This window comes from Streptomyces neyagawaensis (assembly GCF_023516595.1).
Taxonomy (GTDB): domain Bacteria; phylum Actinomycetota; class Actinomycetes; order Streptomycetales; family Streptomycetaceae; genus Streptomyces; species Streptomyces neyagawaensis.
In genome coordinates, this window is record NZ_JAMGBG010000076.1 from 97,662 (window position 1) to 110,854 (window position 13,193).

13 protein-coding genes are annotated in these 13,193 nt (G+C 70.1%); 7 read left to right on the top strand and 6 right to left on the bottom strand.

Annotated features, from left to right (window positions below):
* Positions 1-81: 81 nt before the first annotated feature.
* Together ppgK and M8J73_RS28705 are read right to left on the bottom strand one after the other, a co-directional pair.
* A complete protein-coding gene (ppgK, locus tag M8J73_RS28700) occupies positions 82-828 on the bottom strand; it encodes a polyphosphate--glucose phosphotransferase (RefSeq protein WP_055543352.1) in 747 nt (248 codons plus the stop codon).
* Between the two features lie 139 nt (positions 829-967).
* Positions 968-1,978, bottom strand: a complete 1,011-nt coding sequence (locus tag M8J73_RS28705) for a 4-hydroxy-3-methylbut-2-enyl diphosphate reductase (protein ID WP_055543351.1) — start codon at positions 1,976-1,978, stop codon at positions 968-970.
* Between the two features lie 318 nt (positions 1,979-2,296).
* Between M8J73_RS28705 and xseA the strand changes: the two genes are divergently transcribed.
* The 3 genes from xseA to M8J73_RS28720 all read left to right on the top strand — a co-directional run bounded on the left by xseA (position 2,297) and on the right by M8J73_RS28720 (position 4,657).
* On the top strand, positions 2,297-3,535 hold the full coding sequence (gene xseA, locus M8J73_RS28710; protein WP_055537821.1) for an exodeoxyribonuclease VII large subunit: 1,239 nt from the start codon (positions 2,297-2,299) through the stop codon (positions 3,533-3,535).
* A gap of 10 nt (positions 3,536-3,545) precedes the next feature.
* Positions 3,546-3,836: an exodeoxyribonuclease VII small subunit gene (locus M8J73_RS28715; RefSeq protein WP_055537822.1), complete on the top strand. Its 291-nt coding sequence runs from the start codon at positions 3,546-3,548 to the stop codon at positions 3,834-3,836.
* Between the two features lie 230 nt (positions 3,837-4,066).
* A complete protein-coding gene (locus M8J73_RS28720; RefSeq protein ID WP_055537820.1) occupies positions 4,067-4,657 on the top strand; it encodes a malonic semialdehyde reductase in 591 nt (196 codons plus the stop codon).
* 130 nt (positions 4,658-4,787) lie between these two features.
* Here M8J73_RS28720 and M8J73_RS28725 read toward each other — a convergent pair whose 3' ends face one another.
* Positions 4,788-5,306 carry a DUF4245 domain-containing protein gene (locus tag M8J73_RS28725; RefSeq protein WP_079054734.1) on the bottom strand — a complete coding sequence of 173 codons (519 nt, stop codon included), beginning with the start codon at positions 5,304-5,306 and terminating at the stop codon, positions 4,788-4,790.
* A gap of 125 nt (positions 5,307-5,431) precedes the next feature.
* On the opposite strand from M8J73_RS28725, the gene glpX reads away from it, so the two are divergent.
* Positions 5,432-6,466, top strand: coding sequence for a class II fructose-bisphosphatase (gene glpX / locus M8J73_RS28730; RefSeq protein ID WP_055537818.1), 1,035 nt, complete (start codon positions 5,432-5,434; stop codon positions 6,464-6,466).
* Between the two features lie 198 nt (positions 6,467-6,664).
* Here glpX and M8J73_RS28735 read toward each other — a convergent pair whose 3' ends face one another.
* A complete protein-coding gene (locus tag M8J73_RS28735; RefSeq protein ID WP_079049771.1) occupies positions 6,665-7,042 on the bottom strand; it encodes a WhiB family transcriptional regulator in 378 nt (125 codons plus the stop codon).
* Between the two features lie 174 nt (positions 7,043-7,216).
* Positions 7,217-7,921 carry a DUF1707 SHOCT-like domain-containing protein gene (locus M8J73_RS28740; protein ID WP_249829257.1) on the bottom strand — a complete coding sequence of 235 codons (705 nt, stop codon included), beginning with the start codon at positions 7,919-7,921 and terminating at the stop codon, positions 7,217-7,219.
* 205 nt (positions 7,922-8,126) lie between these two features.
* On the opposite strand from M8J73_RS28740, the gene M8J73_RS28745 reads away from it, so the two are divergent.
* Positions 8,127-9,794: a fumarate hydratase gene (locus tag M8J73_RS28745; protein WP_249829258.1), complete on the top strand. Its 1,668-nt coding sequence runs from the start codon at positions 8,127-8,129 to the stop codon at positions 9,792-9,794.
* 81 nt (positions 9,795-9,875) lie between these two features.
* Here M8J73_RS28745 and M8J73_RS28750 read toward each other — a convergent pair whose 3' ends face one another.
* Positions 9,876-10,610: a sensor domain-containing protein gene (locus M8J73_RS28750; protein WP_063799310.1), complete on the bottom strand. Its 735-nt coding sequence runs from the start codon at positions 10,608-10,610 to the stop codon at positions 9,876-9,878.
* Positions 10,611-10,757: 147 nt separating this feature from the next.
* On the opposite strand from M8J73_RS28750, the gene M8J73_RS28755 reads away from it, so the two are divergent.
* On the top strand, positions 10,758-12,143 hold the full coding sequence (locus M8J73_RS28755) for a class II fumarate hydratase (RefSeq protein ID WP_055542305.1): 1,386 nt from the start codon (positions 10,758-10,760) through the stop codon (positions 12,141-12,143).
* A 114-nt stretch (positions 12,144-12,257) separates the two neighbouring features.
* Positions 12,258-12,950, top strand: coding sequence for a cytidylyl-2-hydroxypropylphosphonate hydrolase (gene fomD, locus M8J73_RS28760; protein WP_206188023.1), 693 nt, complete (start codon positions 12,258-12,260; stop codon positions 12,948-12,950).
* The last annotated feature ends 243 nt before the right edge of the window (positions 12,951-13,193 follow it).

Here is a 13,193-nt window from a genome sequence, read left to right on the forward strand (position 1 = left end):
GGATCCGCCGACGGACGAGTTCGCGCGCCTCCTTCGGGAAGCACCCCGCCCCTCCGGTCGGATCCGCGCGCCCTCCCCGGATCAGCCCGCCTTCGCCGCCCGCATCGCCGCGCCCACGATGCCCGCGTTGTTCTGGAGCTGGGCCGGGACGATCTCGGCCTGGATGCCCTCGATCAGGTGCAGGAACTTGTGGGACTTGCGGCTGACGCCGCCGCCGATGATGAACAGCTCCGGGGAGAAGAGCATCTCCACATGAGCGAGGTACTTGGTGACGCGCTTGGCCCAGTGCTCCCAGGTCAGCTCGTGGTCGTCCTTGGCCTTCGTGGAGGCACGGGTCTCCGCGTCGTGGCCGCCCAGCTCCAGATGGCCCAGCTCCGTGTTGGGCACGAGGATGCCGTCGCAGAAGACGGCGCTGCCGATGCCCGTGCCGAAGGTCAGCATGATGACCGTGCCCCGGCGGTCGCGCCCGGCGCCGAACTGCATCTCGGCGACGCCCGCCGCGTCCGCGTCGTTCACCACGGTGACCGGGAGGCCGCCGAGCCGGTCACCGAGCAGGGCGCGCGCGTCGACGTCGATCCAGCCCTTGTCGACGTTGGCCGCCGTACGGATCGTGGCGCCGCCCGTGACCACGCCCGGGAAGGTGATGCCTACGGGGCCGGTCCAGCCGAAGTGGTCGACGACCTCCTTCACCCCGTCGGCCACCGCGTCCGGCGTCGCCGGGTGCGGGGTCAGCACCTTGTACCGCTCGTCCGCCAGGTCGCCCAGGTCCAGGTCCACGGGAGCGCCCTTGATCCCGGATCCACCGATGTCCACGCCGAAGATGTGCATGGCCCTACGTTACGTCGTACGACTGACAGTCACGGCCAGGGGCCACCAGGCCGCCTCCCGCCCCCGGAACCCTCACGTCGTCGTACGCGTACGGCCCCGGAAACTTCACGTTCCGGGGCCGTAAGGGGGCAGCGGGGGCTCAGACGCCGGTGGCGCCCTGTCCGGTGCGCTCGGCGACCAGGGCGGCCGCCTCCTCGCGCAGATCGCGGCGCAGCTCCTTCGGCAGCGAGAAGGTGATCGACTCCTCGGCGGCCTTGACCAGCTCGACGTCCTCGTAGCCCCGCTGGGAGAGCCACTCCAGGACCTCCTCGACGAGGACCTCCGGCACGGAGGCGCCCGAGGTGACGCCGACGGTCTCCACGCCCTCCAGCCAGGCCTCGTCGATCTCGCTCGCGAAGTCCACGAGGTACGCCTCGCGGGAGCCGGCGAGCTTGGCGACCTCGACGAGCCGCTTGGAGTTGGACGAGTTGCGGGAGCCGACGACGATGACCAGCTCGGCCTCCGCGCCCATCTGCTTCACGGCGAGCTGACGGTTCTGCGTGGCGTAGCAGATGTCGTCGCTCGGCGGGGAGACGAGCAGCGGGAACTTCTCCTTGAGGGCGCCGACGGTCTCCATCGTCTCGTCGACGGAGAGCGTGGTCTGGGAGAGCCAGACGACCTTCGACGGGTCGCGGACCTCGACCTTCTCGACGTCACCGGGGCCGTCGACGAGCTGGATGTGGTCCGGGGCCTCGCCGGAGGTGCCGATGACCTCCTCGTGGCCCTCGTGCCCGATCAGGAGGATGTCGAAGTCCTCGCCCGCGTAGCGGATCGCTTCCTTGTGGACCTTGGTGACCAGCGGGCAGGTCGCGTCGATGGTGGCGAGCCTGCCGCGCTGCGCCTCCTCGTGGACGGTGGGGGCCACGCCGTGCGCCGAGAACATCACGATGTTGCCCTCGGGGACCTCTTCCGTCTGCTCGACGAAGATGGCGCCCTTCTTCTCCAGGGTCTGCACGACGTACTTGTTGTGGACGATCTCGTGGCGGACGTAGATCGGGGCCCCGTACTGCTCGAGGGCCTTCTCGACGGCGATCACGGCACGGTCGACACCCGCGCAGTAGCCGCGCGGAGCGGCGAGGAGGACACGGCGGCGGCCAGGCGAAGCGGTCATGCACCCATCGTAGGGGGTTCCCCGCGGGGGGCTCCGCCGTGGGAGCGGGGGTGAGCTCGGGGGCGCGTGGGTGTGCCGGGTGCGGGTGGTGTGTGGTTTCTCGCGCAGTTCCCCGCGCCCCTGAAAAGCGGCCGGGGCTGCGCCCCGTGTTTTTCGACGGCGCCAGCGACGGCGCCACCTGATGAAGGCGGGCCGCAGGCCCATGCCTTCAGGGGCGCGGGGAACTGCGCGACCGACCCCCACCCTCCCGCACCAGCCGAACAAACAGCGCACCCCGAGCTATAAGGCGCTGTCGGCACCCCCCGTTACGCTCCCCACATGGCTCTCAACACATCCGCCGACGCCCCCTTGCCCGTCGGTGAGGTCTCCCGGCTCATCGGCGGCTGGATCGACCGGCTCGGCTCGGTGTGGGTCGAGGGGCAGATCACTCAGCTGTCGCGGCGCCCCGGTGCCGGCGTCGTCTTCCTCACGCTGCGGGACCCGTCGCACGACATCTCCGTGAGCGTCACCTGCTACCGGCAGGTGTTCGACGCGATCGCCGACGTCGTCAGCGAGGGCGCCCGGGTCGTCGTGCACGCGAAGCCCGAGTGGTACGCGCCGCGCGGTCAGCTGTCCCTGCGGGCCACCGAGATAAAGCCGGTCGGCGTGGGTGAGCTGCTGGCCCGGCTGGAGCAGTTGAAGAAGTCGCTGGCGGCGGAGGGGCTGTTCGCGCCGGAGCGGAAGAAGGCGCTGCCGTTCCTGCCGCAGCTGATCGGGCTGGTGTGCGGCCGGGCCTCCGCGGCCGAGCGGGACGTGCTGGAGAACGCCCGGCACCGCTGGCCGGCCGTGCGCTTCGAGGTGCGCAACGTCGCCGTGCAGGGCGTGCACGCCGTGCCGCAGGTGGTGCAGGCGGTGAAGGAGCTGGACGCGATGGAGGGCGTGGACGTCATCGTCGTGGCCCGCGGCGGCGGCAGCGTGGAGGATCTGCTGCCCTTCTCCGACGAGCAGCTCGTCCGGGCCGTCGCGTCCTGCCGTACGCCGGTGGTGTCGGCGATCGGGCACGAGCCGGACACCCCGCTGCTGGACTACGTCGCGGACCTGCGGGCGTCCACGCCGACCGACGCGGCCAAGAAGGTCGTGCCGGACGTCGGCGAGGAGTACGAGCGGGTGCGGTGGCTGCGGGACCGGGCGCGGCGGTGCGTGGAGGCGCTCTTGGAGCGGGAGGAACGCGGGCTCGCGCACGCCCTGGCGCGCCCCTCGATAGAGGATCCGCACCGCATGATCGACGAGCGGGCCGACCAGGTGGCCTCGCTGCTCGACCGGGGGCGCCGCTGCCTCGGTCACCATCTGGACCGGGCGGTCTCGGAGCTGACGCACACGCACGCGCGCGTGGTGGCCCTCTCCCCCGCCGCGACCCTGAAGCGGGGGTACGCGGTGCTGCAGAAGGCGGACGGGCACGTGGTGCGCGCGCCCGGGGAGGTCACGGCCGAGGAGCCGTTGCGGGCGCGGGTCGCGGAGGGTGAGTTCGCCGTCCGGGTCGACGGCGCTGGCGACGGCACTGTCGGAGGGGACGCATAAGGTGGGCCGCATGACCAGCAACGTGAGCGAGGCCGAGGAGACGACCGTGACGGGCGGGGCGGCCGAAGCGTCCGAGGCCGACCGGGCCCTCGGCTACGAGCAGGCGCGTGACGAGCTGATCGAGGTCGTCCGGCGGCTGGAGGCGGGCGGTACGACGCTGGAGGAGTCCCTCGCGCTGTGGGAGCGCGGTGAGGAGCTGGCCAAGGTGTGCCGCCGCTGGCTGGACGGCGCCCGGGCCCGGCTGGACGCGGCCCTGGCGGAGGACGACGAGACGGACGCCTCCGGCGACGGCCGAGGCTGACCCGCACCCTTCCGGGTACGACACCGGCTCGCCCTTTCGGGTACGACACCGGCTCGCTCTTTCGGGTAGGGCACCGGCTCACCCCTTCCGGGCCCGACACCGGCTCCCAGGTACGGCGAAGATCACTGGTTTGTGTGAAGCGGATCACCCCGGCCCGCTTTTGGTTGAACCTTGAACTTCCATTGCGTACCTTCGACGTCGTCAGCGCACGTCTTTACGAAGGTTGTTCCATGTCTCTCGTTCTCGACCCCGCCGCCCAGGACCTGCTGTTCCGCGAGGCGCACACCGCGAACGCGTTCACCGACGAGCCGGTCACCGAGGAGCAGGTGCAGGCGATCTACGACCTGGTCAAGTTCGGCCCCACCGCCTTCAACCAGACCCCGCTGCGTATCGTCCTGGTCCGCTCCGCCGAGGCCCGCGAGCGCCTGGTGGCGCACATGGCCGAGGGCAACCAGGCCAAGACCGCCACCGCCCCGCTGGTCGCGATCCTCGCCGCGGACAACGAGTTCCACGAGGAGCTGCCGGCCCTGTTCCCGGCGTTCCCGCAGGCCAAGGACCTCTTCTTCGCCGAGCGCCCGGCCCGTGAGGCCGCCGCCGGACTGAACGCCGCCCTCCAGGCCGCGTACTTCATCATCGGCGTCCGCGCCGCGGGTCTCGCCGCCGGCCCGATGACCGGCTTCGACGCCGCCGGCGTCCAGAAGGAGTTCCTGGACGGCGACCACACCCCGCTGATGGTCGTCAACATCGGCAAGCCGGGCGAGGGCGCCTCCTACCCGCGCTCCCCGCGCCTCGCCTACGACGACGTCATCACGACCGTCTGATCCTCGCGCACCACGCGGAAGGGGCCCCCGGCACGACTGCCGGGGGCCCCTTCCGCGTCCCTGTCCGTGGGCGCGTCATTCCGCACCGCCCGGAGGCGCACCCCTCCGCACTCTCCGGGGAGCGGGCACGTCACTCCGTGCTCAGCGCCTTCGCCATATTCGTCAGCTCCTCGAACGACGCGCTGCCCGCGACCACGGTCGTCGCCTCCTCGCCCCGCAGGACGAGGGCGTCGTAGCGGTCGCCCTCGTAGCGGGTCCAGGTCTCGCCGCCGATCTCCTGCGTGGTGCCGGTCTTCTTCGCGTCCTGGGTGGCGTCCGGGATGAACCGGGACGGCTTCCCCGCGGACTGCTCGACGGCCACGTACCGGCCGTCGGGGGCGTGGAACCCGAGGTGCCAGTGGTCGGAGTCGGCGCCGCTGAAGCGGACGGAGGTCGCCTTCCAGGTGTCGGGCAGACCGACGGGCGCGGCCACCGGGTAGGAGGCGGCACGGCGCGCCGTGAGCAGCTCGACCCGGTAGTCGACGCGCTTGAGCTCCTGCTCGGTCTCGTCGTGCGGGATGAAGAGATAGATGACCCAGGCCGCGAGCAAGATGAGCCCCAGAGAGAGGACCATGTCGCGAACGGTCTGCTTGCCTTTCGTACCTGCCACGCCCTCATCGTCGCAGGTGCACCGGTCTGCTCATCCGTGGGGTCCCCTGCTCAATTTGTCAGCCTGACGATAGAGTCGAGCCGAACCCTCATCCGGCCGTCGTCGTATCAGAAAGGTGCGCTCCGATGACCGAGAATCATCATTTGCCGTCCGAACTCGAAGTCCCCTCCGAAGCCCCCGACCGCAACCTCGCCCTGGAGCTCGTCCGGGTGACCGAGGCGGCCGCGATGGCCGCGGGCCGCTGGGTCGGTCGCGGGGACAAGAACGGCGCCGACGGCGCCGCCGTACGCGCCATGCGAACCCTGGTCTCCACCGTCTCGATGAACGGCGTCGTCGTCATCGGGGAGGGCGAGAAGGACGAGGCCCCGATGCTCTTCAACGGGGAGCGCGTCGGTGACGGGACCGGCCCGGAGTGCGACATCGCCGTGGACCCGATCGACGGCACCACGCTGACGGCCAAGGGCATGACCAACGCGATCGCCGTGCTCGCGGCGGCCGACCGGGGCACGATGTTCGACCCGTCCGCCGTCTTCTACATGGACAAGCTCGTCACCGGCCCCGAGGCCGCCGACTTCGTCGACATCGACGCGCCGGTCTCTGTGAACATCCGCCGGGTCGCCAAGGCGAAGCGGTCCACGCCCGAGGACGTCACCGTCGTGATCCTCGACCGGCCGCGGCACGAGGGCATCATCAACGAGATCCGGGAGACCGGGGCGCGCATCAAGCTGATCTCGGACGGTGATGTCGCGGGCTCGATCCTGGCACTGCGGGAGGGCACCGGGGTCGACATGCTGCTCGGCATCGGCGGCACGCCCGAGGGCATCATCTCGGCCTGTGCGGTGAAGTGCCTCGGCGGCACGATCCAGGGCAAGCTGTGGCCGAAGGACGACGAGGAGCGGCAGCGCGCGATCGACGCGGGGCACGACCTCGACCGGGTACTGACCACGGACGACCTGGTGTCCGGGGAGAACGTGTTCTTCGTCGCCACGGGGATCACCGACGGCGAGCTGCTGCGGGGTGTGCGGTACCGGTCGGAGACCGCGACGACCGACTCGATCGTGATGCGGTCGAAGTCGGGGACGGTGCGGCGGATCGACTCGGTGCACCGGCTGAGCAAGCTGCGTGCCTACAGCTCGATCGACTTCGAAAAGGCGAAGTAGCTCCGCCGGTCGAGCGGTAGGGGTCAGGCGGTAAGGGTCAGGGGACTGCGGTGCGCGCCGTCGTCCGCGGGATGCGTCGTGGCTTGTCGCGCAGTTCCCCGCGCCCCTCAAGACCTTCGGGTCAAGCCCTTCGGGCGACCGGCGTCACGAAGGCGCCCTCTTGTGCGGAAGAGGGCGCCTCAGCACGCGAATTGACGCCTAACCGGCCGCCGCTATCGTCCCCGCCGCCCGCGCCGCCTTCTTCAACTCCAGGTCGCGGCGGCGCCGTCGGGCGAGCACCACCCGGCGTTCCGCCGCGGTCAGGCCGCCCCAGACGCCGTACGGCTCCGGTTGCAGGAGTGCGTGTTCCCTGCACTCGACCATGACGGGGCAGCGGGCGCAGACCCGCTTGGCGGCCTCCTCGCGGGAGAGCCGGGCCGCGGTGGGCTCCTTGGAGGGGGCGAAGAACAGGCCGGCCTCGTCACGCCGGCACACGGCCTCCGTATGCCAAGGGGCTTCCTGATCCCTGTCTCGCACTGGCACCCGCTGGGGCGGAACGGCAGCGACCTGCAGGGACGAATGCGGCGGTTGCAGCACGGTCTACTCCTGACGACGGCTTCGCGAGCGAGAGACGATGCAGCAAGGCCTACCCGCTGTGCGCGGGCCTATGCACTGAGTCCCCAACCGCCGGAATTCCGGGCTCTCACCAAGCGGTCACAAGTGGACCGAACCCCTTCAGGAACGGCCGGAAAGTGATCCACTTCACAGGCGTCAACGGTCCAGGTGTTTGCGCAAACCACCGTCGACCTTGCGGACGACATGATCGGCGACCCGGCCGAGGAGGTCGGCGATCATCTTGCCGCGCCGGGGCTTCGCCTCGACGCTGCCGAGCACGGCGAAGCCGTCCACATAGACCACCGGCGCGTCCGGTTCACCGGAATCGAGGTTGTCCACCTCGAAGGAGCCGAGGACACCGCCGCCGCTGCCGCGCAGCGAGACGTTCTCGGGGACGCGGATCTCCACGCTGCCGAAGAGGGAGACGGCCCTGATCATCACCTGGCGGTGCTCGAAGAGGGCCTCACTGAGGTCTATCTCGACGCTGCCGAACACGGCGTACGCGTGGATGCGGCGGCCCGCACGCCAGCGGCCCTTGCGGACCGAGGAGCTGAAGACCGCGAGCAGACGCTCGTCCGCGTCGATCGGGATGGCGCCGGGGGTGGGGCGGTGGGGCACGGAGGACGGCGGCGCGTACGCCGACGGCTTGTGCGCGGCGGGCAGGTCCCGGATGAACACGTCCAGTTCGCCGACCGTCTTGGCGGCCAGCACGCCCTCGACCCGCTCGGCGTGCTCCTCGGCGGTGAGGCGCCCCTCGGCGAGGGCGTCCCGAAGGATGTCGGTGATGCGGTCACGGTCGGCGTCCGAGGCGCGCAACTCGGCGGCGGCGACGCGCGCGCCGGTCTGCTTCTGAAGGTCCACGGCAGCAGCGTACCCACACACGATAGATCGCGATAGACCCCGCAGGTGTGGAACTGAGCCTTACCTCACAGGCCCGCCGCCGACCGCAGGTTCTACGCTTGTGGACGCCGCCGACGGAGGCCGGCCGCCGGTGTGAGTCACAGGCTTCGGCGCCCCGGAGGCGAGCCGCGCCTGAATCAGCCTGTCTAGTGAGGAATGGGCACCGATGCCTGAGTTCGAGTACACCGATCTGCTCCCCATGGGAGAGGACACCACTCCGTACCGGCTGGTGACCTCCGAGGGTGTCTCCACCTTCGAGGCCGACGGACGCACCTTCCTCAAGGTGGAGCCGGAGGCGCTGCGCAAGCTGGCGGCCGAGGCCATCCACGACATCCAGCACTACCTGCGCCCGGCCCACCTGGCGCAGCTGCGCCGGATCATCGACGACCCCGAGGCGTCCGGCAACGACAAGTTCGTCGCCCTGGACCTGTTGAAGAACGCCAACATCGCGGCGGCGGGTGTCCTGCCGATGTGCCAGGACACCGGCACGGCGATCGTCATGGGCAAGCGCGGCCAGAACGTCCTCACCGAGGGCGGCGACGAGAAGGCGCTCTCCCAGGGCATCTACGACGCGTACACCAAGCTGAACCTGCGCTACTCGCAGATGGCTCCGCTCACCATGTGGGAGGAGAAGAACACCGGCTCCAACCTCCCGGCGCAGATCGAGCTGTACGCGACGGACGGCGGCGCGTACAAGTTCCTGTTCATGGCGAAGGGCGGCGGCTCCGCCAACAAGTCCTTCCTCTACCAGGAGACGAAGGCCGTCCTGAACGAGGCCTCCATGATGAAGTTCCTGGAGGAGAAGATCCGTTCGCTGGGTACGGCCGCCTGCCCGCCGTACCACCTCGCGATCGTCGTGGGCGGCACGTCCGCGGAGTACGCGCTCAAGACCGCCAAGTACGCCTCCGCGCACTACCTGGACGAGATCCCCGCCGAGGGTTCGCCGCTCGGGCACGGCTTCCGCGACAAGGAGCTGGAGGAGAAGGTCTTCGAGCTGACGCAGAAGATCGGCATCGGCGCGCAGTTCGGCGGCAAGTACTTCTGCCACGACGTGCGTGTGGTGCGCCTCCCCCGGCACGGCGCGTCCTGCCCGGTCGCGATCGCCGTGTCCTGCTCCGCCGACCGCCAGGCCGTCGCGAAGATCACCGCCGAGGGTGTCTTCCTGGAGCAGCTGGAGACGGACCCGGCGCGGTTCCTGCCGGACACCACGGACGAGCACCTCGACGAGGCCGGCGACGTCGTGCGGATCGACCTCAACCAGCCGATGGACGACATCCTCGCGGAGCTGACCAAGTACCCGGTCAAGACCCGGCTGTCGCTCTCCGGTCCGCTGGTCGTGGCCCGCGACATCGCGCACGCCAAGATCAAGGAGCGGCTGGACGCGGGCGAGGAGATGCCGCAGTACCTGAAGGACCACCCGGTGTACTACGCGGGCCCGGCGAAGACCCCCGAGGGGTACGCCTCCGGATCCTTCGGTCCGACGACGGCCGGCCGCATGGACTCCTACGTCGAGCAGTTCCAGGCGGCGGGCGGCTCCAAGGTGATGCTGGCGAAGGGCAACCGCTCCCAGCAGGTCACCGACGCCTGCGGCAGCCACGGCGGCTTCTACCTGGGCTCCATCGGCGGCCCGGCGGCCCGCCTCGCGCAGGACTGCATCAAGAAGGTCGAGGTCGTCGAGTACGAGGAGCTCGGCATGGAGGCCGTCTGGAAGATCGAGGTCGAGGACTTCCCGGCGTTCATCGTCGTCGACGACAAGGGCAACGACTTCTTCAAGGACCCGGCGCCCGCACCCACGTTCACCACCATCCCGGTCCGCGGCCCGGGCCTGGCCTAGCCGGACGATCCCCGCGCCCCCGGAGGCATCGCCTTCCGAGGGCGCGGGAATGTGTACGAGCCGCGGTCGCCCGGCGGGCCGTCAGGCCAACTTGGCGATCTGCGCGTCGGCGATCTCGGTCGGGAAGTCGAAGTCCTTGCCCGTGGCGAGGGATCCGATGTTCAGCGCGGTGAAGTAGGCCACCGTGGTGCCCTTGCGGACCACGACGACCTTCATCGGGACCTTGGCGTCCTCGGCCTCGGACACGATGTCGAGGGCCACCGCCTCGTCGGCGCCGCCCGGAGCGTCGGTCTTCGCGACCTTGGTGACCTGCTGGTCCGTACCGTCGGCGGTCACCTTGAAGCCCTTGGCGCAGGCGTCCACGGACGTGTTCAGGGAGGCCAGCGCGGCCTCGGCGCCGTCGCCCTCGTAGGAGGACAGACGGATCAGGGTGCGGGTGACGTCGAGGCTCTTTGGGTCCGCGGGGTTCGGCACACTCGCCGTCTCACGCTGCACGGTGGCGCCGGGGCTGTCGACGACCGAGCCGATCGTCGCGTACGCCAGCGGGGCGCACGCCTTGTCCTCCGTGGTGATGTCCTTCCGCTCGACGGTGACGGTGGGGGCGGTGACCTTGTGCCCCTTGACGTCGCCGTCCTTCAGTACGACCTTCTCCAGGGCCGCGGCGGACAGGGCGGGCGTCTTCTTCCCGGCGGAGCCGGAGCCGCCCTTGCCCGTCTCCTTCCCGTCCTCCCCGGAGTCCGAGCAGCCGGCCAGCAGGGTCAGCGACAGGACGGCGACACCGGCCGCGCAGGACCGGCGTATGACAGCGCTTCTCAATGCACGTTCTTTCGTCGAAGTTCGTTCGACCGTTGGGTCAACGGAGCGACGCTACTGCACACCACCGACAAGGGCCCGTCGAATTCCGCCCTCACTCGTCCGAGGGAAACCGGGAACATCGGGACGGGCCCGGACGCTGTACCGGTCATGAGTGACTACCGCGTCGAACACGACTCCATGGGCGAGGTCCGGGTCCCCGCGGACGCCAAGTGGCGGGCGCAGACCCAGCGGGCGGTGGAGAACTTCCCGGTCTCGGGGCAGCGCCTGGAGCGCGCCCACATCGAGGCCCTGGCGAGGATCAAGGGCGCCGCGGCGAAGGTCAACGCCGAGCTGGGGGTCCTCGACAAGGACATCGCCGAGGCCGTCCAGGAAGCGGCGGCGGAGGTCGCGGAGGGGCGCTGGGACGAGCACTTCCCGGTGGACGTGTTCCAGACCGGCTCCGGTACGTCGTCGAACATGAACACCAACGAGGTCATCGCCACCCTGGCGACGGAGCGGCTCGGCCGCCCCGTCCACCCCAACGACCACGTCAACGCCTCGCAGTCGTCCAACGACGTGTTCCCCTCCTCCCTCCACATCGCCGCCACCGCCGCCGTCACCCACGATCTGATCCCGGCGCTCGACCACCTCGCGGCGGCCCTCTCCCGCAAGGCGGACGAGTTCGCGGACGTCGTGAAGTCCGGCCGCACACACCTGATGGACGCCACCCCGGTCACCCTCGGCCAGGAGTTCGGCGGATACGCGGCCCAGGTGCGGTACGGCGTGGAGCGGCTGCGGGCGTCGCTGCACCGGCTCGCCGAACTGCCCCTCGGCGGTACGGCGGTGGGCACCGGCATCAACACCCCGCCCGGGTTCTCCGCCGCCGTGATCGCCGAGGTCGCGCGGGTCACCGGGCTGCCGCTGACCGAGGCACGGGACCACTTCGAGGCGCAGGGCGCCCGGGACGGCGTCGTCGAGACGTCCGGGCAGCTCCGTACGATCGCCGTGTCCCTCACCAAGATCGCCAACGATCTGCGGTGGATGGCGTCCGGGCCGCGCACCGGGCTCGCCGAGATCTCCCTGCCGGACCTCCAGCCGGGCTCCTCGATCATGCCGGGCAAGGTCAACCCCGTGGTCCCGGAGGCCGTCCTCATGGTCGCCGCCCAGGTCACGGGCAACGACACGACGGTCGCCGTCGCCGGCGCCTCCGGCAACTTCGAACTGAACGTCATGCTGCCGGTCATCGCGAAGAACGTCCTGGAGTCGATCCGGCTTTTGGCGAACGTCTCCCGGCTGCTGGCCGACCGGACGGTGGACGGGATCGTCGCCCACCGGGAGCGGGCCCGGGAGTACGCCGAGTCGTCGCCGTCGGTGGTCACCCCGCTCAACAAGTACATCGGTTACGAGGAGGCGGCGAAGGTCGCCAAGAGGTCGCTGGCCGAGCGGAAGACCATCCGCGAGGTCGTCCTGGAGAGCGGTTACGTCGACCGCGGCGATCTGACGGTGGAGCAGCTCGACGAGGCGCTGGATGTCCTCAGGATGACGCGGCCGTGACAGGACGGCGCACGGCGGCCGTCCCGGATGACACAGGGGTAACCGATTTCCGCCCAGGCGTGAACCATCACCGGCACCGCAGCGTCATATGCGCATGACACCTAATATCTGTCCATGGCGGATGGTGGAGCGGTGAGACGAGTGGAAGCGGACGGCCCGACGGCGTTCTGGGAGCCGGGACGTCACATCCTGTGGCGCTACCGGGAGAACGCGGGCGAGCGCTTCCACATCGCGCGCCCCGTCACCGTGGTCCGTGACGACGAGGAACTGCTGGCCGTGTGGATGGCCCCCGGCACCGAGTGCGTGAAGCCCGTCCTCGCGGACGGGACCCCGCCGCACGCGGAGCCCCTCGCCACCCGCTACAAGAAGCCGCGCGAGGTCCAGCGCGACCGCTGGTTCGGCACGGGCGTGCTGAAGCTGGCCCGGCCGGGCGAGCCGTGGTCGGTGTGGCTGTTCTGGGAGCCGGGTTGGCTTTTCAAGAACTGGTACGTCAACCTGGAGACGCCACTGGCCCGTTGGGACGGTGGTGTGGACTCCGTGGATCACTTCCTGGACATCTGCGTGTATCCGGACCGGTCCTGGGACTGGCGCGACGAGGACGAGTTCGCGCAGGCCCAGCAGGACGGACTGATGGACGGGCACGCGGCGGAAAGGGTGCGGGAGGCGGGGCGTTCGGCGGTGGAGACGATCCGCGCCTGGGGCCCGCCGTTCTCGGACGGATGGCAGCACTGGCGCCCGAATCCCGCATGGGGAGTACCGTCTCTCCCTGACGACTGGGACCGTACGCCTGCGCACTTGTCCTCATGAGACCCTTGATGCGCCCCCGGTCCACAACCGTAGGATCGTCCTCCGCGAGGATCCACAGGGGTAAGTCCCGCAGTTCGCGCAGTGCTTGACCATACGTCACCGAGGGGCGGCAGGACGTGATCAAGGGGTACGAGGGCCACACCGGCAGAATCCGGAGAAGGCCAGACGGACGGTCAGTACTGTCGTTCGGCGGGTCCGCCGGTACCGTGTGTGGCACAGGAACTGCCTCTGACCACGCGGGAA